We start from the raw sequence: 22,324 nt of genomic DNA, 5'->3' as shown, positions 1-22,324 counted from the left end.
TCGAATTGATCAGCAACCGCTCTCTGGCACTGAGACTAGATGACTCCGTGGCCGCAGGCTGGTTTCCAACGTTACCTGTTTGCAAGTGTTCACGGGGCAACATCAAAAATTCACCTTCGGTAACGGCAGAGTAACAGCGCCGGCCCCGCCGCTGAGCCCGGCGCCGGGCATCTTGCGGTGCGCGGTGCTCCCCCACGAAAACGCCGTTGAGCTGCGCGTTCGTGGCGCCCGACCGGGGTCGCAGCGACATAAAATCTGACCGCGCGAAGCCGGCCCCGATGAGACCCGAGCGGACGTGGCGGGCGCTTTGCCCCGCAAATGGCGTTCCTGCAAAGTTGCCACCATTTTGCTGCATGTTCGATGTGTGGCTATCCGGCGGGCATGGGCCGGGCCATGACGGTGGGTTTGAACCCGTACCGCGGCCCCGCCCCGGCACCGCGGCCGGAGCCGAGGCCACCGACGGGCATGCCACCGAGCACATTGCCGGCCCCGGACTCGCCGGCGGTGATGGGCTCGCTGATCGCCTGGACCGCCGGCCGCACCGTCGGCGTTGTCGTCGTTCCGCTCCAGGAGGACGGCACCGCCAGGTGCCCGACGTGGGATGCGTTGCCCAGACCGGCCGCCACCGGGTTGCTGGCGGCGGCGCCTGCCGCTGCCGGGATCCCGGGCGGCTTGGGCGCTGCGGCCGCCGCCGCGGCCGGGGCGTTGAGGAGCCCCGCCGATTTGGCGACCTGAGTGAAGGAGTTGCCCATACCAACGCTGAAGTACGGCAGACCCTCGGTGTTGTACAGGAAGCTTGCGTACGGCTGCAACCCGTTCAGGAAGGCCCCCATGTTTGCGGGCAGTACCGTCTGCCCGGTCATCAAGAACCAGATCTCGGACAGGATCGGGAATTGCGTCGCAAACTGCGACACCAATTGCTGGGTGCCGCTGGGGGTGGCCAGCTGGCCCAGCTGCCCGGTGACCTGGTTGAGGAAGTTTTGCAGCGTGCTCTGGATCGATGCCGCCGACTGGGACTGGGCGGCGGACACCGCCGCGGCCTGGGTACCGGTACCGGCGGAGTTGGTTATCGTCGGCGCCGGGTTGAACGCCTCGACCTTGGAGGCCGTGGCAGAGGACGCGGCGTAGCCGTACATCGCCGAGGCATCCTGGGCCCAGAACTCCAGGTATTGGGCTTCCAGCTGCGCTATCACGCCATTGTTCAGGCCAAAGAGGTTGGTCTGCTGCGCCTGGGTCAGCGCCGCACGGTTAGCCGCGATCAACGGTGGCGGCACCACTGACGCGAACGCGGTCTCGAAAGCCCCGGCCGCCGCCTGAGCCTGCGCGGCGGATTGCTCGGCTTGTGCGGCGGTGCTGCTCATCCAGGTCACGTACGGCTGGACGGCGGCGGCCATCGTGGCCGAGGCCGGACCCATCCACTCCTCGCTGGCGAGCTGCAGTACCACCGTCTGGTAGCCCTGCGCCGCCGAGGTGAGTTCGGCGGCGAGCGCGTTCCACGCCGACGCCGCAGCCACCAGGGACGACGCCCCGGGGCCCGAGTACATCAGCGCGGAGGTTATCTCGGGCGCGAGCCCGCCAAAGTCGAGTGCCATGCTTTATTCCCCTTTGTCCCGCTTGTCGCGCGTCGTCATCCCGCCGCGGCCGCGTTGGCGGCCTCGGTGGCCGCGTACGACCCGGAGCTGACGCCCAAGGTGTTGACGAACATCTCGTGGATGGCCGCGGCCTGGGCGCTGACGGCCTGGTACATCTGGGCATGCGCGGCGAACTGCGCGGCCGTCAGTGCCGAGACCTCATCCGCGGCCGCCGGCACCACACCCGTCGTCGGGGCTGCGGCCGCCGCATTCTGAGAGCTCAACGCCGAGCCGATTCCCTGCAGCGTGCCCGCCGCCGCCGCCAGTGCCTCGGGTTGCGTGGTCACAAATGACATCGGATTTCCTCCTGAATAACCTTCCGGCACATGGCCTTCGGGATAGGTTGTGGATAACGCTAATTCAATTGCTCGCCGCAGCGCGCCATGGCTGCGAGTCGATTACTGCCGGACAACTGCTGTTCACTTGTTGATCACCCTCGCTTCACTGTGGACACGTCTTAACCCGCTGACGGTGGGCGGGTCAGCACGGCGTAGCGGAATCCGTACCGGACGCCCAGGTTGCCCGTGCGTTGAGCGCCGCGGCTCCCGGCGAGCGGCACTCCGCGCAGGGCGGCGTTGACACCGTTCCCCGCGGCCCCCTCGCCCGGTGAGGCGAGGCCGGCGCTCACCGTCTTTGCGGCGCTGCCCTCCGCAACGCCGGGTGCGCCGGTCCAACTGGCCGGGACCGACAGCCCCCCGATCCTGGTCGCCGACGACAGGCTCGCCGTCGCCGCGTGCGGCGAAGCCCAACCGCCCGCGTGCAGCGCGGCGAACTGCGGCGTCGGGTACCAGGCACCACCGGCACCGGCCGTCGTTCCCAGGCCGTTGAACGTCTGCTGCCAGATGGACGTGCCGAAGTTCGCCAAGCCCACCCCGAAGTAGGCCTGCAGCAGCCGTACCACCGTGGTGTACTGGGCCGGAGCCAGCCCGAGCCAGTTGTTGCTCGGAGTGGGTAGCCCCTCGGTCAGCAAGTTGTAGACGGTGTTGGAGATCAGGCCGCCGTTGGTCGCCGCGGTCGACGTGGCGGCCTGTTGCGTCACCTGGGGCACGGCGACGCTGGAGAGCAGCTGCGGGATGGTCGTAGCAACGGACTGCGCGGAGTTGCCCGCCGGCGCGGCCGTGGCTTGGGCGACCGCGGCGGATTGGCCGCCGGCCGCGCTCGGGGTGGTGGTAGCCGGGGGGTCGGTGAACCGGGACAGCGTGGTGGCGAGCGCCGACGTGGCGGCGTAGCCGTACATGGCGGCGGCGTCCTGGGCCCACATCTCCATGTAGTCGGCTTCGGTCGCCGCGATGGCCGCGGTGTTCTGACCGAAGAAGTTCGTCGCGATCAGCGTCATCAGCAGGACCCGGTTGGCCGCGATCACCGGCGGCGGCACCGTCATCACGAACGCGTTCTCGTAGGCGGCGGCGGCCGCGCGGGCCTGGGTCCCCGCCTCCTCGGCCTGCGCGGACAGCGCGCTCATCCACGCCACGTACGGGGTGACCGCGGCCAACATGGCCCGCGATGCCGGACCCAGCCACGGGGAGCTGGTCAGCTCGTCGATAGCTGACGTGTAACCCGATGCGGCAGAAGCCAATTCGGCCCCCAGCCCATCCCAGGCAGAGGCAGCGGCCAGCATCGGTCCGGAACCCGGCCCGCTGTACATCCGGCCCGAGTTGATCTCGGGCGGCAACGCTCCGAAGTCAAACACCACCCCTCCTCAACCGCCTCGCTGGGCGGTCTCGGCGTTCGCCGTAGCTATCGCACACATGCAGCTGCGCTGCTGCCGTTCCAGTAAGTTCTTTGGCCCGCGGTTGTCGCCGAGCGGCCCGACAAGTGCCGGGCGGTCATCGTTCACCGGAGGTAGGAATCATTCGCAGCTAATGCCTTCTGCCCCGATATCCCTTCGGTGTCTCAAGTCCGCGAGCGACACCTCGTTTGTGACCGATTCGCCGCTCACCAGAGACTCTAAGGGGCGAAACAGGGCTTGGAAGCCGACGACGCCAACTATTCATTCCCCGCAAACTGTTGTTAAGCCAGCGTTTAGGCTGGCTTTCAGCCGACCGTCGGCGACCTGCGGAAATGGCGTTCGGCGCCGAGTAATGCGCGCCACATATATGAAAGGTATGGACGCCGGAACCGGGCCCGCTGCGGGGTCAGTCGTCCTCGAGAATCAGGGCCATCTCGGGGCAGGACGCGACGCCGTCGCGAGTCAGCTGTTCATCCTCGGGGCGCACCCGGTGTTCTTCGAGGATCGAGTAGCCCGACTCGTCGATCGGGAACAGGTCCGGATCCACCGCGTAGCACTGGGCGTGTCCCACGCATCTGGACTGCTCGAGACGAACCTTCACTGGCGGTGTCCTCTCTCGACGGCGGCGGGCCGGCGTGCCGCGGATTGCGATCCCGTCATCGAATATGCCTCAGTCGCCGGATTGGTGGGCGCATTACGGGCGTGCCATATTGGGAGCCGCCACCACCGCATACCGGTCTGCAGACCAGAAGGAAGATCGCGCACCGCATGAGCACGCTGGGCTCCCCCTCCTCACCGGGCCGGACTGAGGCGTTTTACCTACCGCGGCTTGAGTATTCGGAGCTGCCGTTGGCCGACGACCGTGGGGTCGGATGGAAAAAGCTGCGCGACGCCGGGCCCGTGGTGTTCATGAACGGCTACTACTACCTGACCCGACGCGAGGACGTGCTCGCCGCGCTGCGCAATACCGCGGTTTTTTCGTCGCGAGTGCTGCAGCCGCCGGGCAGCCCGCTGCCGGTGATCCCGCTGGCGTTCGATCCGCCGGAGCACACCCGCTACCGCAAGATCCTGCAGCCGTACTTCAGCCCGCACGCGCTGAGCAAGTCCCGGCCGGTGCTTGTGCGCCACGCCACCGAGATGATCGCCGCCCTGGCCGGCCGGGGCGAGTGCGAGGTGATGGCGGATTTCGCGGATCTTTACCCCTTCCAGGCGTTCCTCGACCTTTACGGTCTGCCGGTGGCCGACCGTGACCGGGTGATCGCCTGGAAGAACGCCATCGTCGGTGACCAGCCGAATGTCAGCTACGCCGATATCGAGCAGGCCCAACTGGCGCTGTTCGAATACCTCACCGAGGCCATCGCGCAGCGCCGCGAGAACCCTGGCTCGGACATGCTGTCGCAGGTGATGACCGGTGGCGGCGACTTCACCGACATCGAGCTGCTGGGCATGAGCCACCTGTTGATCCTGGCCGGCCTGGACACGGTGACGGCGGCGATCGGCTTCTCGCTGTTCGAGTTGGCGCGCCGGCCGCAGCTGCGCGAGGAGCTCCGCGAAAACCCTAGGCAAATACGGGTCTTTATCGAGGAGATCGTCCGCCTGGAGCCGTCGGCGCCGGTGGCGCCGCGGATCACCACCGACTTCGTCAACGTCGGCGGCATGACGCTGCCGCCCGGGTCTCAGGTGCGGCTGTGCATGGCCGCGGTCAACCGCGACGGCAGCGACGCGACGTCCACCGATGATCTGGTGATGGACGGAAAGGTGCACCGGCACTGGGGTTTCGGCGGCGGCCCGCACCGCTGCCTGGGCTCGCACCTGGCGCGCATCGAGCTGACGGTGATCGTGGCCGAATGGCTAAGGCAGATCCCCGACTTCGATCTGCCCGCCGACTACGTGCCCCAAATCGATTTCCCGTCTAAGACGTTCGCGCTCAAGGCGTTGCCGCTGCGCTGGACCCCTACCGCTTGACCTCGGTCGCTGCCACCTGCACGAAGACACCGGTGTCCTCGGCCATCAGCAGGCCTCGGCCGCGGGGCAGCGGTCCGCCCTTCATCTTGCCGCGGATGAAGCCCTCGTCCGGGTCGGCGTCCATCACCAGCAGCGGCGCGTTCGCCTGGTGCAGGGCCCGCAGCATCGGGTCGCTGCCCGCCGAGGACCAGCCACCGAAGGTGCGGGTGACGAGCACGTGCAGGCCCACGTCCGCGGCCCTGGTCACCCAGGCCGCGGCCTTGTGCAGCGGCGAATCGAAGCCCGGCGGTAATTGCTGAATGTCGTCGACGATCAGGAAGATCTCCGGACCGCTCCACCACGACCGCGACAGCAGCTCCTCGGCGGACAGGCCCGGTGGTGGTTCACGACTGGCCAGCAGTGCCGACAGGTCGTTCATCATGGCCGAGACGCCGTCCAGGTTGTAGGCGAACTTCTCCACGTAGTCGGTGCCCAGCGCGGTCAGCAGCTGACGGCGCGGGTCGACCAGCCAGACCTGCGCGGACGGCTTTCCGGGGGGCGGCGGCGGTGCGGTGCTGGCGCCCGGTGCGTAGACCCGGCCGATCTCGGACATGATGGTGGCCAGTGTCGTGGTGCGCCCACATTCGCGTCGGCCGGTCACCATCAGGTGCGCGTTCTCGGCGAAGTTGAGGTACACCGGCGCGAGGTCCAATTCCGAGATGGCCCAGGCGATCCCGCCGACGCCGACGCCCTGGCGGGTATCGCGCGCGGCGAGCTCGCGCACCTGCTGCACGCCGAACCTGGCCGGCAGCCGGCGCACCGGCGGAGCGTGCCCGCTGGCCAGCCTGCTGACCGCCGCGACCACGCTATCGGACTCGAAGACCTTGTCGGACGTGCTGCCCAGCGCGGGCCGGGCCACCAGCGTGTGCAGGCCCGCCTGCGGGTCGGCGTCCAGCCGGACGTAGTTGACCGCGACCATGCCGCGCCCCGGCTTGACCGGAACCTCCTTGGCGAACCGCGACCGGACCAGCTTGGCGTCCTCCACCGCGGCCAGGCGCAACTCGACGCGGGAACCGAAACCGCTGCGCACCGGTGGCCGCAGCTCGGATTCGCGGTCCGCGCTGACCACCACGTGCACCCCGAAGGAGGGGCCCTGGTTGATGATCACGTTGACCTGCTCGATCAGCACCTCGTTCTCTTCGGCGAGGGCCCGGTAGTTGTCGATCACCAGGTAGACGTCGCCGAACCCGTCGTTGGGCACGGGGCCGGGCTCGCCGCCGAACTTGCGCCGCCGGAATACCTCCATGGACGCGATGCCGTATTCGAGGAAGCTGCGCTTGCGCTCGCGGACCAGGGCCAGCAGTTCGGCGACGGTGCGCCGCACGCCGTAGGGATCGGTGGGGCCGGCCACCTCGCCGACGTGCGGGAGCTGCGCCACCGTGGTGAGCGCGGTGCTGCTGTAGGCCAGGCAGTAGAACTGCACCTGCTCCGGCGTGTGGGTCAACGCGGCCGAACAGATCAGGGTCTGCAGCGCCGTCGTCTTGCCCGAACCGCCGGCGCCCAGGATCAGCACGTTCGCACCCGGCCCCGACGTGTCGACCGCCCACGGCGGTTGGTCGTGCTTGAACGGACGGTCGATGATCCCGATCGGGAACGTCAGATCCCGGGCGGTGCCGTAGTCCTTCTGCCACGGGCGGCCGAGGAAGCGGTTCACCAACTCGTCGATGGCGATGGGCTGGGTCAGCGGCGGTTGCCACAGCCGGTACGGCTCGAAGTTGATCCGGCGCAGCTGCTCGATGATCACCGTGCCGACCTTCGGCGTGCGGATGCCCTCTTCCTCTTCCTCTTCGAGCTCCTCCACGAGGAGGGCCTCGCCATTGGAGTGCACGGGTTCGGGGTCGGGTCCCGCCTCGGCGACCTCGAGGGGGGTGAATGAGTTGGTGAACAACTGCGGGCGCACGTAGTCGATGCTGTGCACCAGCACCGGCGCTTCGTCGCCGTCGACGGTGATGCCCCGGGAGTAGTAGTCGCGCCACAGGAACTCGGCCTGGAACCGGATGATGTCCTCGAGGCTCTTGCGGAAGTACCCCAGGCCCGCCTGGGCCGGCAGGTTCACCGCGTTGGGCACACCGGCGGCCTGCGCGGCCCCGGCGGTGCGTGCCTTCAGCACCAGGCGGTAACCCATGTTCTCCATGAGCTTCTCCGCGCGGCTCTCGATGGTCTGCGACGCCATCATCAGGTGGATCCAGTAGGCGCGGCCCTGCCGGCCGATGGAGTCGAGCACGTCGACCGCGGTCGGCATGATGCGGAACCACTCGTAGAACTCGTCGATGACCACCACGAGCATCGGCAGCGGCGGCATGTCCTGCCCGCGCGCACGCATGCGCGACCGCACCGAGTTGTACTCCTTGGCGTCGTCCACGCCGGCGCTGTCGCAGACGGCCTTGCGGCGGGCGATCTCGCCCCACAGCGCGTCCAGGAACCTCTCCATCAGCGCCTGGTCCTCTTCGAGGTCGGTGATGATGCGCGAGACGTGCGGCACCCCGGCGAACGGCTTGACCGCGGACCCACCCTTGAGGTCGGCCAGCACGAACTGCAGCTCCTCGGGCGGGTGGCCCAGCATCAGCGACTCGATCACGGTACGCACCAGCGTCGATTTGCCGGAACCGGTGGTTCCCGACATGACGCCGTGCGGGCCGTCGCCGCCCTCGTCGAGGGACTTCATGTCCAGGAACAGCAGCTCGCCGTTGTCGGAGCGGTTACCGAACGGGGCGCGCAACCGGGAGCGGCCCATGGTGTCGGTGCGCTTGCCCCAGAGCGCCTGGAAGTCGATCTCCGACGGGTCGTCGATTCCGTAGTAGGACAAGATGTCCCGGGCGCCGATCTGGGTGACCCGCTGACCGATCTCCTCGTAGGCCTCGGCGAGGCGCCAGCGCGCCAGCTTCTGCGCGAACTCTTCGGACTCCGCGACGCTGAAGTGGTCGGTGAGCGCGAAGAACCACGGCTTGTCGTCGATCACCATCCAGGTGTCGCGGTCGCGGGGCAGCGCCTCGATCACGCCCTTGTCGTCGAATCGCAGGGTCCGCTCCGGGATCGAGGTCCACATCGAGGCGCCGGTCAGGTCGAAGAACGTCACCCCGTCCACGCCCTCGGCGCTGATCACGTACTCCCACTGGGGATCGGTGACGTCGGCGATGATCACGTGGTGCGGCGTCGGGCACTGCGCCGACGAACTGGCGTGGCGCGGCGTGAAAGAGCCACGGCCGGCGAACAATTCGGCCTGCTCGGCGGCGAACTCACGCACCGAGCTGTAGACCATCCGGGCGTTGCCCGCGGCGTCCTGCCGCCGGGGGTCACCGAAGTGCGGAAGCCACTTGACCCAGTCCCACTCCTCCAGGTTGGAGCTGACGACGATCATCTGGACGTGGTCGGGCCCGTGCGAAAAGGCAAGCTCGCACATGATCGAGCGCATCAGTCCCACGACCTGCTCGCGATCCCCGATCAGCGAGTACCAGGGCTCCACCAGCAGCGAGATCATCTTCGGCAGGTTGTAGACGACGCTCTGGTAGCGGCCGAACTCCTGCAGAGCCTTACCGGTCACGGGCTCCAGCTCGATGTCGGTCGGCATGTTCTGCGGCTCACCCCAGGTCACCTCGGGCCGGGTCATGCCCACGCCCACCCGGACGACGCCGAAGTTGAGGTCCTTGCCGTCGGGCTTGCGCTCCCACATCCGCGACGATCCGATGGCGGCCGACAGGGTGCTGGGCGCCGGGTGGAACCACCGGTAGTTGGCGTCCATGCTGTCCGCCGACTCGTGTGCCGTCTCGCGCAGCATGTCCAGCATCAACATGAACTGGGCACGCATGGCGTCCAATTTCGGCCGGCTCATCTGCTGCTGGCCGCCGAACCGGCCGCCGAACATCATCATCATCATGCCGCCGACCATGAAGATCGGGAAGATCGAACCGGCGCCGCCGAACACGTGCGAACCGCTGGCGAACGTCATCGCGACCATGCCGCCCAGCAGGCCGATCACCACGACGCCGACCACGATGAGCCACCACGGCTTGCCCTCAGGCGGCGGAATGCTCAGCGGGGTGGGTAGGACGATGTTCTCCGGCTTGATTACCGGAGGCCGCTCAGGCGTCGGCCGTGCAAAACCACGTTTCACTTCGGTACCACCAGTTCTTGAGGTGTCATGTCCATCGGTAGCGTGTCGTGTTCCACCAGCGCATCCGCGCGGGACAGCGTCGGCCCCTGCGGCAGCAGCCGCAGCGCCACCCACGGCGCCAGGCTCGGCTGCAGGGTCAGGCCCAGCGCGTCGCGGGCCTCCTTGGTGTCGTCGACCCCGAACCGCGCGCCGGCATCGGTGATCCACCACAGCGACTCGGCGGTTTGCGCGCCCGGGTGGTTGCCCGTGACGGCGACGAAGTTGCCGTAGTTGTTGGCGAAGTAGACCTGGTCCGCCTCGCGTCCGGTGGTGTCGGCCTTGACCAGGGACACGACCTTGTTCAGCTTGTTGGCAGGCACGGGGATGGTGGGGCCGGAGACCACCTGGACGCGGGCCCGGTTCTCACCGTTGGTCCGCTCCCACCACCAGCACGTCGACGGGTTCTCCCGGATGTCCACCACTTCCAGCGGGTTGTCCGGGTACGACGACAGGTCCAGCTTGTTGACCACCGGCATCTTCGCCAGGGCCGCGGGTTGCACGGTCATCGGCTTGCCGCCGCCCGGGCCGCCCGCGTTCTGCAGGATCTGGGCCACCAGCGGCGGAAGCGTCTGCACGCCTTCGGTCAGCACCAGCGAATACTGCTGCGGGCCACTGATCTGCGGCGTGACGAGGATGGTGCCGACGGGGCCCGGCGCGTTCGGGAACGTCGCCGCCCCATTCACGTTCGGCACCTCCGGCACCACCAATTCGGGGCCGACCGGCAGCGCGTCGTACAGCGCGCGGCTCATCGGCCGGGCCTGGCTGACCTGCTCGGGCGTCAATCCCAGGGGCAGCAGGACCGCGCGGTTGGTGGGGTCCACCCGGGACCGCCTGCCCTGCCGGATCACCCACGCATCCCCGCCGTAGCTGAGGACCACCGCGTCCGATCCGTTCAGCACCCGCCGGTGGCCGGTGAGTTCGGGGGTTCCGTCGATCACCGTCACCGTCACGCCCTGCGGCGACCCGATGCCGGTCGAGGTGGCGACCGTGTCGCACACCAGCCAGGACGACGACGGCGGGCTCTTCGGCGCGAACGACGTCGGGGCGCCCGGGATGCCGACCAGCGGACCGTGCGGCAGGGTGGCGATCTGGCTGCCCCGGACCAGGTGCGGGTTGTCCGGGCGCCCGGTGATCAGCCGCGCCGACGCGAGGTTCAGCGCGGGGTACAGCCGGTCACCGACCCGCACGTACAGCGCGCCGGAATCACGGTCGGCGATGATCGGCGACTCGTTGAGCTGCCCGGACGGGTTGATGAAGGACCACAACAGCGCGCCCAGGCAGATGACCAGCGCCGCGGACACCGACGCCACCACCGCCAGAATCTGGCGGCGGCCCGGCTCGACCTCCATCCGGACGCGCCAGCGGGTCAAGGCCATTGCCGTACGCCGCGCCAGGAACTGATAGCCGGTTACCTGGGTCCGCGTCGACAACCCGAGGCCGTACCCCGTCCCGCGCCGCCCGCGACTCTCTTCCGCCACGTCTATTCACCATCCGGTCTGGTAGAGCGCCTGGATTCTGACCAGTGCGCAAATCACATCGACAACCGTAAGGCACCTACACAGACCTCGCCACGCGATAGCGCGCACCCACGCGCGCACATCAAGTGGCGCACACCGATGAGCTGCCACTTTGTCTGTCCCCGCGGCTGTCTCCCCGAGGCGCAGCATGCCTTCAAATGGCATGGTAGCGATCCGCGGCCGACTCGGCCTGTCGAAATGCGCAAGACGCGGACGACCCGCGTCGCGGGGCGCCGGATCCGACCCGCAAGATTGGCGGCATGAGTGAGCTCGCGCCCTCGCTGGTCGAACTGGCCGGACGGTATGGCATCGCGACCGGCTACTCGGACTGGACCGGGCGGTACGTGCCGGTCCCCGAGGCCACGCTGGTCGCGGTCCTGGCGGCCTTGGACGTCCCCGCGGCGACCGAGCAAGAGCGTAACGCGGCGCTGATCGCGCAGGCGCGGTCGTACTGGGCGCGGGCGCTGCCCGCGACGGTCGTGGCGCGCTCCGGTGCGCCGACGCGGTTCTGGGCGCATGTGACGCACGGCCATCCCGCCGAGGTGTGGCTGCGCCTCGAGGACGGCACCGTCGTGAGCGGCCCGCAAAGCGGTGTGCGTCAGGTCGACAACTTCACCCCGCCGTTCGATCTGGACGGCCGCTGGGTCGGCGAGGCCAGCTTCGTGTTGCCCAATGACCTGCCGCTCGGCTACCACCGGATTGCGCTGCGGTCGGACGACGCGGAGACCAGCACCGCGCTCATCGTGACGCCGGATTGGCTCGGGCTGCCGGAGCGGCTCGGCGCCCGCCGCGCCTGGGGCCTGGCGGTTCAGCTCTACAGCGTGCGGTCCCGGCAGTCGTGGGCCGTCGGCGACCTCACCGACCTGGCCGACCTGGCCGTGTGGTCGGCCGCGCGGCACGGCGCTGACTACGTGCTGGTCAATCCTCTGCACGCGGCGAGCCTGACGGCTCCGATCGAGCCTTCGCCGTATCTGCCGACGTCGCGGCGATTCGTCAACCCGCTGTACCTGCGGGTGGAGGCGATCCCCGAGTTCGCCGACCTGCGCGGCCGGCGACAGGTCCGGCGGCTGCGGTCTGACGTGCAGCGCCGGGCCGATGCGCTCGACGCGATCGACCGGGACGGCGCATGGGCGGCCAAGTGCGCGGCGCTCGAACAGCTGCACCGGGTGCCGCGGTCCGCGGGCCGTGAGCTCGCCTACGGCGCGTTCCGGGAGCGCGAGGGGCAGGCCCTGGACGACTTCGCCACCTGGTGCGTGCTGGCCGAGAAGCACGGCGACGACTGGCACCGGTGGCCGGCATCGCTGCGTCACCCCTCGGCCGAGGGTGTCGCCGCATTCCGCAAGAAGAACGCGCGGGCCATCGACTTCCACCGCTGGCTGCAGTGGCAGCTCGACGAACAGCTCGCCGCCGCGCAGTCACAGGCGGTCCGCGCCGGAATGGCGCTGGGCGTCATGCACGACTTGGCCGTCGGCGTGCATCCCAACGGCGCCGACGCGTGGGCGCTGCAGGATGTGCTGGCGCTCGGGGTCACCGCGGGCGCGCCGCCGGACGAGTTCAACCAGCTCGGGCAGGACTGGTCGCAGCCGCCGTGGCGGCCGGACCGGCTCGAGGAGCGGGAGTACGAGCCGTTCCGCGCCCTGATCCGGGCGGTGCTGCGGCACGCCGGCGGGGTGCGCATCGATCACATCATCGGGCTGTTCCGGCTGTGGTGGATCCCCGAGGGCGGACCGCCCACCCAGGGCACCTATGTGCGCTACGACCACGACGCGATGATCGGCATCGTCGCGCTGGAGGCGCACCGGGCCGGCGCCGTCGTCGTCGGCGAGGATCTCGGCACTGTCGAACCGTGGGTGCGGGATTACCTCTTACTCAGGGGCCTGCTGGGCACCTCGATCCTCTGGTTCGAGAAGGATCGGGACGGAGGCGGTCCCCTGCCGGCCGAACGCTGGCGGGACTATTGCCTGTCCTCGGTGACCACCCATGACCTGCCGCCTACCGCCGGATATCTGGCCGGCGACCACGTGCGACTGCGGGAGTCGCTGGGGCTGCTGACGCGGCCGGCGGCCGAGGAGCTGGAGTCCGACCGGGCCGAACTCGCCGCCTGGATGGCCGAACTGCGCCGGGTCGGGCTGTTGGAAGAGGGTGCCGAGGACGATCCCGAGCGGGTGGTGCTGGCTCTCTACCGCTACCTGGGCCGGACTCCGTCGCGGCTGTTGGGGGTCGCGCTGACCGACGCGGTCGGCGACCGGCGGACCCAGAATCAGCCGGGCACCACCGACGAGTACCCCAACTGGCGGATTCCGCTGACGGGCCCCGACGGCCGCGTGGTGATGCTCGAGGACGTGTTCACCGATCGGCGGGCGGCCGATCTGACCGAGGCCGTCCGCGCGCAGAGCGCCCCCGCGGCCGAGTGAGACGGCGTTGAATCAAGCGATGACCCTTTCGGCGTCCGACCGGGCGGACCTCAGTGATCTGGTGCACCGGTATGCGGCCAACGTGGACGATCGCCGATTCGACTCTGCGGCAGATCTTTTCACTCCCGAAGCCGAGTTGATCCTGCCGGATCCGCCGACCGCGCTGACCCCGATTCAGCCGCATCGGGGCAGGCCGGCCATCGCCGCGGCGGTCGCCGCCGTCGGCGCGCTGCTGCGCACCGAGCACGCGATCGTCGGCGAGGTCTACGACGAGGGCGGCCCGGCCGCCGCGCGCGGACGCATCACGTGCATCGCGCACCATTGGAACGAACGCAACGGCGAGCTGGTCGACGTGGCCTGGCATCTGCGCTATGACGACGAATACGTGGCGACCGACGCGGGCTGGCGGATCGGCCGCCGCGCGTTGACGATCAACGCAATCGAGACCCGGCCGGTCCGCCGGGTACTGCCGCGAGAGCCCGCCTGATGACAGGTGTGGATAATCGGTAATTTTTACAGTTGCACTGGTATATATTTGGGAGGTGACAATCCCCGAATGTCCAGGTGCCGACCCACGCACCGCTTCCGGCTCCCTGTCCACGATGGCGGGCACACCCCTGGTGTCCATCCCGGACTACCGCAATGAGATCCATGAGGCCGAAGACAGCATCGACGTCGAAACCTATGGCGGCGGGTTCGACCTCACCCGTCGGGCCACCGCGCCGCGGCTGCGGGTGGGCCGCGACAAGTGGTTCAACCTGCTGTGGCTGATTCCCATCGGTTTCGCGTTGCTGGTGGCCGCGGTGGCCATCGGCAAGGGCCTACACAACATGCCGGCGGTGCAGGCGTTCATCCAGCGTCACCCGGGGACCGAGACCCATTCCGGCGCCACCCCCGGCCTGCCCGCGTGGATCGGCTGGACCCACTTTTTCAACCTGTTCATGATGATGTTCATCATCAGGACGGGGATCCAGATTCTCTGCGACCACCCCCGGCTGTACTTCAGCCGCAACGCCACCCCCGGCAAAGACGAGTGGCTGCGGGTGGGCCCGCCCGTCCCGGACGATGAGCTGTGGACGGCGAACTCCGACACCGTCGCATTGCCGCCGCAGCTCGGCCTGCCCGGCTTCCGGCACTCGATTGGGCTGGCTCGCTGGTGGCACCTGGGCATCGATGTGTTGTGGCTGCTCAACGGCGCGGTGTTCTACGTGCTGCTGTTCACCACCGGGCAGTGGCGACACATCGTGCCGACCAGTTGGGACGTCTTCCCCGATGCCGCGTCGGTCGCGGTCCAGTACCTGTCACTGAACTGGCCGGAGGACAACGGCTGGGTCGCCTACAACGGCATGCAACTGCTCGCCTACTTCACCACCGTCTTCATCGCCGCGCCGGCCGCGCTGATCACCGGCCTGGGCATGTCACCGGCGCTGTCGCAGCGGGTGCACTGGCTCAGCAAGCGGTTGAGCATCCAGCACGCACGCTCCCTGCATTTCCTGGTGCTCGTGTACTTCCTGTTCTTCATCTTGGCGCACGTCACGCTGGTTTTCGCGACCAGCGCGCTGCGTAACCTCAACCACATGTTCGCCGCCCGCGACGACAACGGCTGGATGGGATTCTGGATCTTCGCCGCCGCCATGGTGGTGACGGCCGTCGCGTGGGTTTGGGCCACGCCGTTCACGATTCGCCATCCCCGCGTGGTGCAGCGGGTCGGCTACGCGCTGGTCGGGCCGTTCCAGCGAATTCTGGAACAGTTGGATCCCAAGCCCGGCGCCTTCACCGAGAAGGACATTTCCCCGCACCACTGGCGCAACGGCCGCCTGCCGGAGACCGTCGAATACAAGGAACTCGAAAAGGACGACTTCGTCGACTGGCGGCTCAAGGTCTATGGCCTGGTCGAACATCCCACCGAGTTCTCCCTCGACGACTTGAAGGCGCTGCCCTACCACGACCAGATCAGCCAGCACTTCTGCATCCAGGCCTGGTCGGGCGTCGCCAAATGGGGTGGCGTGCAGATGAAGACGATCATGGACATCGTCAAGCCGCTGCCCGAGGCGAAGTGGGTGGTGTTTTATTCGATGGGCCTCGGTGCCACCGGCGGGATCTACTACAACGCGCACCACATCGGACAGATGGACCACCACATGACGATGTTGGCCTACAACATGAACGACCAGCCGCTCCCCTACATGCACGGCAGGCCGCTGCGGCTACGTAACGAATTGCAGCACGGATTCAAGCTGGTCAAGTGGATCAAGGGCATCGAGTTCGTCGCGGATTACGCCGACATCGGCAGTGGTTACGGCGGGTACAGCGAGGACCACAAGTACTTCGGGCGGCACCAGACGCTCTAGGTTTCGCGGGCCGCCAACTCGAAATCGTTTTCCCAGAGGGCGTTTCGGGTAGCCCACGCCCATGGGTGACGCCGACGACGCGAAGGACGACGCAGAGGACCACGCAAAGGGCGACGCAAGGGACGACGTAGCCGACGCGGAAAAGGCGCCCAGGATCGTCGTTCTGGTGGCCGCCGCGGTGGTATTCGTGGTCGGTGTGGCCAATTTCGCCCTGGGCCAGGTCGGTCTCGGCGTAGCCGCGGTCAGCGTCGGCCTGCTGGTAGTCGGGGCCGGCTTGAGCTGGCTTGCCATGGAGCGCAGGCGCATTCGCGAAGCGGACCGGAAGTGGTGGACCAACCACCCGGCGCGGCGATGACAGCGCCCAGGTACTCGGACCCTATTGAGTGGGGCAGAGCGAGGTGACCCAATCGTCAAGGATCTTGTGGTTCGTCGTGTAGCCCGGGTCCTCGAAGTGCGCACCGCCGGTCCCGACAAAGTGCTCGATGGCTGCCTTGACCGCTGCCGGCGGCCGATAGCCCTCGAGGGTGTCTGCGGCGCTACGCGCCGCGTCGGTGTTGGACGCCGCCAGCAGATCGACGTTCGCTTCGTTGACCCCACCACAACGGCGGGAGTCCAATGGGACGACCGGCGCGACGGGCGCTACCGCGGGTGCGCCGGCCAGGGATGGGGAATGGCCGCCCGAACAGCCTGTCAACAATGCTGCGCCGAGCACGACGGCGGCAGTCGGCCAGCATGCCGCCATGAACACCTCCCGCGGCGAAAGGTTACTGCAGGGCCGCGAGGTTGTGCACCGACTTCTCCACGTCGGAGCGCAGCACCCGGGCCACCAGCTTGCCGATCCGCCCGCCCAGCAGACCGCCCTTCAGCTCGGCGACCAGGTGGAAGGTCGAGCCGGGGTCGTCGTCGGTGACGCTCATCGACACCGCGAGGCGGATGCCGCCGCGGCCGCGGCCCTGTAGCTCAATCGAATTCGGCTCGTCGTAGTGGGTGATGGTCCAGTAAATGATGTTGCGGAAACCCTTGACCTTGATCAGCGACGCGATGCAGGTGCCCTCTTCGATCGTCTCGGGAACCTCGCCGCGCCACCCCCCGAAAATCGTCATCCACTCGTCGAATCGGCGCAGGTCGGACGCCAGTTTCCAGGCGGACGCCGGGCCCAGGTCCGACGACGTCGAAACGTCTACTCGTGCCATCTCTCCAGCCGCATCTGTTGGGTATCAATAACAGCGCGACGAAACGCGCTGTCTGCCTTTAATACCCGCGTGCGACGAGCCGAAACCCTCAACCGTCCCAGGTGGTGTCCAGCTGGTGGGCCACGTCGATCACCTGCGCGGCCTGTGACTGCGGCGAGTCGATTTCGTCGGCGACGTAATGGGCGATAAAGCGGCGGATCTCCCCGTCGACGCCGGCGAGGATGCGCAACACCTCACCGCGAATGGACTTGGACGACACGTTGACGGTGATGTCGGAGGGCCGCGGTTTGGCCACGTCGACGATCAGGACCAGCGGCATGGCCGCCCGCGCGGTGGCCTTCAGCGCGATGTCCCCGGTGACGGTGAACCGCTGCTTGTCGAGCCGCAAGTCGAGCAGCAGGTCGATCGACAGGGGGATGTGGATGACGAAGGTGATGCTGTCGCCGAGGCGCCGCGTCACTCGCGGCTCTTTGACCTTGACGTTTGCGCTTACTTTCGCGATCCCCCCGGGGCCCTGGGCGATGGGTTCCATGGCGAACTCGGTGCCGGCGAAATCGTCCAATGCGGCGGCGACGCGCTCGGGGGTCACGGCGTACTCGAAAAACCTACGGCCGAACTCTTCGTAGGTGACGTAGTCGTAGTTTTGCATAGATTCATACCGTCTCACGTTCCCTGCCCATATGGTCGCTGAACCGCCCGCGTCGTCGAAATTTCGCGCTGAGCTGCTCACCCATACCTCGGCAGGCCGCGGCGTGTGGGATTGGTCGCCCCGCGGGGCCGTTGTGAAGAACGCCACAAGCGGCCGGTTCGATTCGGTGTGTCGGGTGGCCACCTGCCAGGCTTGGACAAACTGGAGGTGTTGGAATCTCATGCGCGCGCATGAATTTACTGATTCGCCCTCGGCGGCATCCAGGGTAGAGGAATCGCTGACCTGGCTCGGCGGTGGGCACTGGCGCGAGCTCGGTGAGCGTCACGAACGGTCCACTTACGCCGTCGCGGGCGCCGTCGTACTGTGCGGAGCCATGCTGGCCTCGCTCGTGTCGGGCCTGGCGGTCGCCGCGGCCACGGGATGGCCGATCTGGTCCGTCGTCGGGCCCGCCCTGCTCTTCGGCCTGCTCGTCGGCGCGGTGACCCGCGGCGTCGCCGGCGGCCCTCGGCGCGGGGTTGCCGGCGTCCTCGGGCGCGCCACGGTCGCGGTTGCGGTGGGTGCGGTGGTCGCCGAGTTGGCGTCGCTCGTCATGTTCTCCGGTGCGATCGACCGTCGTCTCGACGAGCGGGCCTCAGCAGCAGCGGAATCCACTCCGGCGGTGGCGCAGGCGGCGTCCGCCCTGGACCAGAGCCGTCACGCGCGGCTTTCCCTCGACACCGCGGTCGAACAGGCCCGCGGACACTTGGACAACGCGCTGGTCGTGGCTCGCTGCGAATACCACCCCACGCCCGACTGCCCGCAGACCAGGATCACCGGCGTCCCGGGGGCTGGGCCCGAAACACGAACGGCCAATGAGCTTCTCGCCGACGCGCGCCGGGAACTGGACGCCGCGACGGCGACCCGCGAGCGCGAAGCGCCGGCGCTGGACGCCCGCGTCGCGCACGACGAGCAGGCCCTCGGGCAGGCGCGCCACACCGCGACCGCCGGCGCGGGCCGCGGCCTCGGTGCCCGCTGGGTCGCGCTGAACGACCTGACGCTCGCCGGCACCGGCGCGCTGCTGCTGCGGCTGCTGATCATCGCCTGCTGCGCGCTGCTGTACCTGCTGCCGCTGATTCTGCGGCTGTGGCGCGGCGAGACGACCCACGATCGCCACTGGACGGCCCGCGCGAAGCGCGAACGCGCCGAGCTCGAGGCCGACACCGCCATTGCGATCAAGCGGGCCGAGGTTCGCCGCGAGGCCGAAATCATGTGGGCGGAGCACCAACTCACCCAGGCGCGCCTCGCCGTGGAGGCCCAGCTCGAAATCGACCGCGAACACCAACGCCGTCGGGTCATGGAAGCGCTGGAGCCCCCGGAGGCGCCCGTCCGCGCCGTCGCCGAACTGAAGGCGGAGCGTACTTTCGAACCAGTGGAGGAAGACATGTACCTGCCGATCGCCGCTGAAGCCGAAGCCGCCAGCCGTGCAGTCGCCGAATTGCCCGCTGGCGCACCACAAGCCGCGGCCCAGCCCGCGGAGAACCTGCCGATCGCCGCGGCGACCCAAGCCGCGGTCGAGCGCCACGAGGAGCCGGCCGAACGCGCAACCCCGCTGATCCCGTCGATCCCGGACGCCACCCGGGCCGCGGCCCGCTGGATTCGTCCGCTGGTGCCGCCGTTCGTGGCCCGGGTGATCGACAACACCACCCAGCCGCTGCGCACCGCACGTCAGGTGTTCGAAGAGGTCGAGGAGATCGCCTTCTCGCTCAAGCGGACCCGCAAGGTGACGGTGAACACCGAGAGCTCCGACCCGGGGCATCCGGCTCCCCCGCAGCCGGTCGCACCGGCCCCCGAGCCCGCGCCGAACCGGCGCGTCGAGTCGTCGCGGGAGTACGCCGATTCGTGGAATTCCGCGAGTTCCGCGGGTTCGGCGCACGCGGGCAACTATGGTCGCCTGCCCGCCGACGACGGCTACGCCTCCCTGGACCGCGGACCGTCGCACGACCGGGCTGGGGTGGCGCTCGGGTCGCCGGATCGCGCGCGCGAACTGGTCGAGCGTGAGGGCCCGCCCCAACTGCGGCCGCCCGAGGGCCCGCGCGAACTGCCACCCGCGCAGTAGCACCGGCGGGCGTATTATCAGCCGACGGCAGCGTCGGCTGAGCACCACGGCCGCAAGGCGTCTTTCGGGCAACTGCGGACGGATGGGGAGCAGGGCGGCGATCTCGTGACGGCAGCAATAATGGGTCAGCAGTTCGCGGCGACGATCCGACGCCCGATCGTGGCGGCGGCGTCATGAGGATCGGCCTGTTCCTTGCGGACGCGGCGCAGGCCGACCCCCAATCCGGCAAGATCCATGCGCTCGGGCTGGGCTGGCGGCAGTGTCAAACGCCCACGCCCGCTTTCGCTTTGGTGATCATCCTGGACATCGACTGGAGCGAGACCAACCGGCAGCATCAGCTGAAGTGCCAGCTGCTGACCACCGACGGCGAGCCGGTGCAGGTACCGGGGCCCAACGGGCCGCAGCCGATCCTGTTCGAAGCGGCCGCGGAGGCGGGTCGCATGCCGGGGGCGGTGCACGGGTCGCCGGTGCGGATGCCGCTTACCCTCAACATCCCGGCCGGAATTCCGCTGGAACCGGGAATCTACGAGTGGCGCGTCGAAGTCGAGGGCTTCCCGCAGGCGACGGCGGTGGAGGCCTTCGTCGCCATCGGTCCGCCGCTGGGCACCGGCTAGCCGTTCCGCGCTCAGGCCACGGCCAGTTCGAGCCGTTCGAGGCGGCGCACCAGAATGCTCGGCAACCACGGCCCGACGTCGGCGGCCTCGATCACCGACGTGCGCTCCAGCAGCAACCGCAGCACGATCTGCGCCTCCAACCGCGCCAGCGCGGCGCCGACGCAGAAGTGCGCACCCTTGCCGAAGCTGATGTGGCCCTTGCCCTCGGCGCGATCCAGACGGAACTCGCCGGGCGCCTCGAAGTGTGCCGGATCCCGATTGGCCGCGCCCCACAGCAGCAGTAGATGTGAGCCGGCGGCCAACTCCACGCCACCCAGGACGGTGTCGGTGCGAACGTGCCGGTAATGGCCGCGGAATGGCGGCTCGTAGCGCAGCGTCTCCTCGATGAAAGCTCCCAGCAGCCAGGGCTGTTCACGCACCTGCCGCGCAATATCGGGACGGTGCGCCAACATCCAGGCCGCGCTGCCCAACAACGAGGCCGTCGACTCCCCGCCGGCCGCGAACAGCGTCACCATCATCACCTGTGCGGCGACCATGTCCAGTTCACCCGACGCGCAGGCGGCGGCCAGTTCGCCGAGCAGCGTGTCCGGCGGGCCCGCCTGCCCTTGTTTTCGCGCCTCCGCCAGGCGCTCGGCGATGTAGCCGCTGAGTTCCATGACGGCCACGCCGGCAGCGGCCAGCTGTGCCTCATCGACCAGACCTTCGAGCAGCTGGGTGGCGGCGTATCCCCACTTCACGAGCTGGTCGACGTCGGTGTCGGGCACGCCGATGAGCCGGGCCACCACCATCATGGGCAGGCGGTTGGCCATCGCAGCCATCCATTCGATGTGCCCGTCGGCCAGGCGTTCGTTCCACAGCCGGTCGGCAGTCTGGGTCACGAACTGCTCGAGGGCGCGGATCCGCCGCGCCGCCAGGTGACGCACCAGCAGCCTGCGATGGATGGCGTGGGCCGGGTCGTCGGCGGTGGCCAGCACGTGGGTCGGTCCGCCCAGCGGGTCCATCTCGAACGGTTTGACGGTGCCCTCGGCGGTGAAGGTCATGGTCGCGGTCAGATTCGACGAGAAGTCCTGCGGGCGGGCGATGGCGTCGTTGGCCGCCTGCCAGCCGCATACCGCGTAGAACGGGGAGTCGCCGATGCGATGGACCGGGCCCGCGGCGCGCATGCGCTCGTAGAGCGGATAGGGGTCCTGCAGGGTTTCGGTCCCGAAGAACGCGGGAGCATCCTCGACGAGTATCACTTTTTCAGACTGATCGGCAGGTATCCGCACGTCAACGGGCCCGCCACAAGTCGAAATCCGCTGCCGGGCCGGGCCGGGTGACGCCGTCTCACGCCGTGCCCGCGACCAGCGGCTATCATGAGATCGATCGCTACTACTGTCTCAGGTTGAGAAACTACTCCCCCGGTGTCTGCGGTGACGAAGGGCGGTGGCCGGTGCCTCATGACGACTGGCTGGTGGGCGGCGACCGCCGCGCGATGGCCGTCGAACGCATCCATGCCGCCGCCGCCGACCTGATCGCCCAGCACGGGATAGACGCGTTCGACATCGATGCGCTGGCCGCCCGCGTGCACTGCTCCCGGGCGACCGTCTACCGGTATGCCGGTGGCAAGGCCGAGATCCGTGACGCCGTACTCACCCGGGCCGCCGGTCGCATCATCGACGCCGTGCGCTCGGACGTGGAGCGACTGAGCGGGCCGGACCGTGTCGTCACGGCGGTCATCCTGGCGCTCAAGCGAATCCGGTCCGACCCGCTGGGACGGCTGATGCTCGGCTCGATCCGCGCCACCGACGAAATCTCCTGGCTCGCTTCCTCGCCGTTGCTGGCCGGCTTCGCCACCGACATCGCCGGCCTCGCCGAGGGAGACCCAGTGGCCGCGCAATGGCTGGTCCGCGTCGTCTTGTCCCTGATGTACTGGCCCGTCGAGGATGACGACGCCGAACGCAATCTGGTGCAACGCTTCGTGGGGCCCGCGTTCAG

Annotated in this window: 18 protein-coding genes; 8 read left to right on the top strand and 10 right to left on the bottom strand. The window is 68.6% G+C overall.

Going from position 1 to position 22,324, the window contains the following annotated elements; genetic code table 11:
• Positions 1–368 precede the first annotated feature (368 nt).
• From AC5Y5V_RS14010 to fdxE, 4 genes are all read right to left on the bottom strand, one after another.
• Positions 369–1,592 (bottom strand): PPE family protein, encoded by a 1,224-nt coding sequence (locus AC5Y5V_RS14010; RefSeq protein ID WP_499935943.1) that lies wholly within the window; start codon positions 1,590–1,592, stop codon positions 369–371.
• Positions 1,593–1,627: 35 nt separating this feature from the next.
• The gene (locus AC5Y5V_RS14005) at positions 1,628–1,927 is read right to left on the bottom strand and encodes a PE family protein (RefSeq protein ID WP_499935941.1); all 300 of its coding nucleotides are present in this window, start codon (positions 1,925–1,927) and stop codon (positions 1,628–1,630) included.
• A gap of 161 nt (positions 1,928–2,088) precedes the next feature.
• Positions 2,089–3,321, bottom strand: coding sequence for a PPE family protein (locus AC5Y5V_RS14000; protein ID WP_499935939.1), 1,233 nt, complete (start codon positions 3,319–3,321; stop codon positions 2,089–2,091).
• Positions 3,322–3,766: 445 nt separating this feature from the next.
• Positions 3,767–3,961, bottom strand: a complete 195-nt coding sequence (fdxE, locus tag AC5Y5V_RS13995; RefSeq protein WP_499935937.1) for a ferredoxin FdxE — start codon at positions 3,959–3,961, stop codon at positions 3,767–3,769.
• A 167-nt stretch (positions 3,962–4,128) separates the two neighbouring features.
• On the opposite strand from fdxE, the gene AC5Y5V_RS13990 reads away from it, so the two are divergent.
• Positions 4,129–5,325 carry a cytochrome P450 gene (locus AC5Y5V_RS13990; RefSeq protein WP_499935935.1) on the top strand — a complete coding sequence of 399 codons (1,197 nt, stop codon included), beginning with the start codon at positions 4,129–4,131 and terminating at the stop codon, positions 5,323–5,325.
• Here the strand turns inward: AC5Y5V_RS13990 and eccCa are convergent.
• Positions 5,315–9,475: a type VII secretion protein EccCa gene (gene eccCa / locus AC5Y5V_RS13985; RefSeq protein WP_499935933.1), complete on the bottom strand. Its 4,161-nt coding sequence runs from the start codon at positions 9,473–9,475 to the stop codon at positions 5,315–5,317. The two genes, AC5Y5V_RS13990 and eccCa, sit on opposite strands and share 11 nt — an antisense overlap.
• Positions 9,472–10,992 (bottom strand): type VII secretion protein EccB, encoded by a 1,521-nt coding sequence (gene eccB / locus AC5Y5V_RS13980; protein WP_499935930.1) that lies wholly within the window; start codon positions 10,990–10,992, stop codon positions 9,472–9,474. The genes eccCa and eccB overlap by 4 nt, the downstream gene beginning before the upstream one ends.
• 299 nt (positions 10,993–11,291) lie before the next feature.
• On the opposite strand from eccB, the gene malQ reads away from it, so the two are divergent.
• From malQ to AC5Y5V_RS13960, 4 genes are all read left to right on the top strand, one after another.
• Entirely contained in the window at positions 11,292–13,445 is a 2,154-nt protein-coding gene (malQ, locus tag AC5Y5V_RS13975) for a 4-alpha-glucanotransferase (protein ID WP_499935928.1), read from the top strand.
• A gap of 19 nt (positions 13,446–13,464) precedes the next feature.
• Positions 13,465–13,932, top strand: a complete 468-nt coding sequence (locus AC5Y5V_RS13970) for a nuclear transport factor 2 family protein (RefSeq protein WP_499935925.1) — start codon at positions 13,465–13,467, stop codon at positions 13,930–13,932.
• A 115-nt stretch (positions 13,933–14,047) separates the two neighbouring features.
• Positions 14,048–15,796 (top strand): molybdopterin-dependent oxidoreductase, encoded by a 1,749-nt coding sequence (locus AC5Y5V_RS13965; RefSeq protein WP_499936419.1) that lies wholly within the window; start codon positions 14,048–14,050, stop codon positions 15,794–15,796.
• Positions 15,797–15,857: 61 nt separating this feature from the next.
• The gene (locus AC5Y5V_RS13960) at positions 15,858–16,151 is read left to right on the top strand and encodes a LapA family protein (RefSeq protein WP_499935922.1); all 294 of its coding nucleotides are present in this window, start codon (positions 15,858–15,860) and stop codon (positions 16,149–16,151) included.
• Positions 16,152–16,172: 21 nt separating this feature from the next.
• Here the strand turns inward: AC5Y5V_RS13960 and AC5Y5V_RS13955 are convergent, their stop codons facing one another.
• From AC5Y5V_RS13955 to AC5Y5V_RS13945, 3 genes are all read right to left on the bottom strand, one after another.
• Entirely contained in the window at positions 16,173–16,538 is a 366-nt protein-coding gene (locus AC5Y5V_RS13955; protein ID WP_499935919.1) for a hypothetical protein, read from the bottom strand.
• Between the two features lie 22 nt (positions 16,539–16,560).
• Positions 16,561–16,989 carry a type II toxin-antitoxin system Rv0910 family toxin gene (locus AC5Y5V_RS13950; protein WP_499935915.1) on the bottom strand — a complete coding sequence of 143 codons (429 nt, stop codon included), beginning with the start codon at positions 16,987–16,989 and terminating at the stop codon, positions 16,561–16,563.
• 88 nt (positions 16,990–17,077) lie between these two features.
• A complete protein-coding gene (locus tag AC5Y5V_RS13945) occupies positions 17,078–17,638 on the bottom strand; it encodes a hypothetical protein (protein WP_499935912.1) in 561 nt (186 codons plus the stop codon).
• Between the two features lie 220 nt (positions 17,639–17,858).
• Between AC5Y5V_RS13945 and AC5Y5V_RS13940 the strand changes: the two genes are divergently transcribed.
• Positions 17,859–19,733 carry a DUF4407 domain-containing protein gene (locus AC5Y5V_RS13940; protein ID WP_499935909.1) on the top strand — a complete coding sequence of 625 codons (1,875 nt, stop codon included), beginning with the start codon at positions 17,859–17,861 and terminating at the stop codon, positions 19,731–19,733.
• Between the two features lie 173 nt (positions 19,734–19,906).
• Positions 19,907–20,347, top strand: coding sequence for a DUF6941 family protein (locus AC5Y5V_RS13935; RefSeq protein ID WP_499935906.1), 441 nt, complete (start codon positions 19,907–19,909; stop codon positions 20,345–20,347).
• A gap of 11 nt (positions 20,348–20,358) precedes the next feature.
• Here the strand turns inward: AC5Y5V_RS13935 and AC5Y5V_RS13930 are convergent, their stop codons facing one another.
• The gene (locus AC5Y5V_RS13930; protein WP_499935903.1) at positions 20,359–21,585 is read right to left on the bottom strand and encodes a cytochrome P450; all 1,227 of its coding nucleotides are present in this window, start codon (positions 21,583–21,585) and stop codon (positions 20,359–20,361) included.
• A 194-nt stretch (positions 21,586–21,779) separates the two neighbouring features.
• On the opposite strand from AC5Y5V_RS13930, the gene AC5Y5V_RS13925 reads away from it, so the two are divergent.
• Positions 21,780–22,324, top strand: a 545-nt coding sequence (locus tag AC5Y5V_RS13925) for a TetR/AcrR family transcriptional regulator (protein WP_499935900.1), incomplete at its 3' end; no start/stop codon positions are given.

Source organism: Mycobacterium sp. NGS68 (genome assembly GCF_059812195.1).
This window is presented reverse-complemented; position numbering and strand designations above follow the sequence as displayed.

Coding starts and splice junctions, on each gene's coding strand:
- AC5Y5V_RS14010 (WP_499935943.1), bottom strand. CDS start 1,592: ATGGCACTCGACTTTGGCGGGCTCGCGCCCGAGATAACCTCCGCGCTG.
- AC5Y5V_RS14005 (WP_499935941.1), bottom strand. CDS start 1,927: ATGTCATTTGTGACCACGCAACCCGAGGCACTGGCGGCGGCGGCGGGC.
- AC5Y5V_RS13990 (WP_499935935.1), top strand. CDS start 4,129: ATGAGCACGCTGGGCTCCCCCTCCTCACCGGGCCGGACTGAGGCGTTT.
- malQ (WP_499935928.1), top strand. CDS start 11,292: ATGAGTGAGCTCGCGCCCTCGCTGGTCGAACTGGCCGGACGGTATGGC.
- AC5Y5V_RS13970 (WP_499935925.1), top strand. CDS start 13,465: ATGACCCTTTCGGCGTCCGACCGGGCGGACCTCAGTGATCTGGTGCAC.
- AC5Y5V_RS13965 (WP_499936419.1), top strand. CDS start 14,048: ATGGCGGGCACACCCCTGGTGTCCATCCCGGACTACCGCAATGAGATC.
- AC5Y5V_RS13960 (WP_499935922.1), top strand. CDS start 15,858: ATGGGTGACGCCGACGACGCGAAGGACGACGCAGAGGACCACGCAAAG.
- AC5Y5V_RS13955 (WP_499935919.1), bottom strand. CDS start 16,538: ATGGCGGCATGCTGGCCGACTGCCGCCGTCGTGCTCGGCGCAGCATTG.
- AC5Y5V_RS13950 (WP_499935915.1), bottom strand. CDS start 16,989: ATGGCACGAGTAGACGTTTCGACGTCGTCGGACCTGGGCCCGGCGTCC.
- AC5Y5V_RS13945 (WP_499935912.1), bottom strand. CDS start 17,638: ATGCAAAACTACGACTACGTCACCTACGAAGAGTTCGGCCGTAGGTTT.
- AC5Y5V_RS13940 (WP_499935909.1), top strand. CDS start 17,859: ATGCGCGCGCATGAATTTACTGATTCGCCCTCGGCGGCATCCAGGGTA.
- AC5Y5V_RS13935 (WP_499935906.1), top strand. CDS start 19,907: ATGAGGATCGGCCTGTTCCTTGCGGACGCGGCGCAGGCCGACCCCCAA.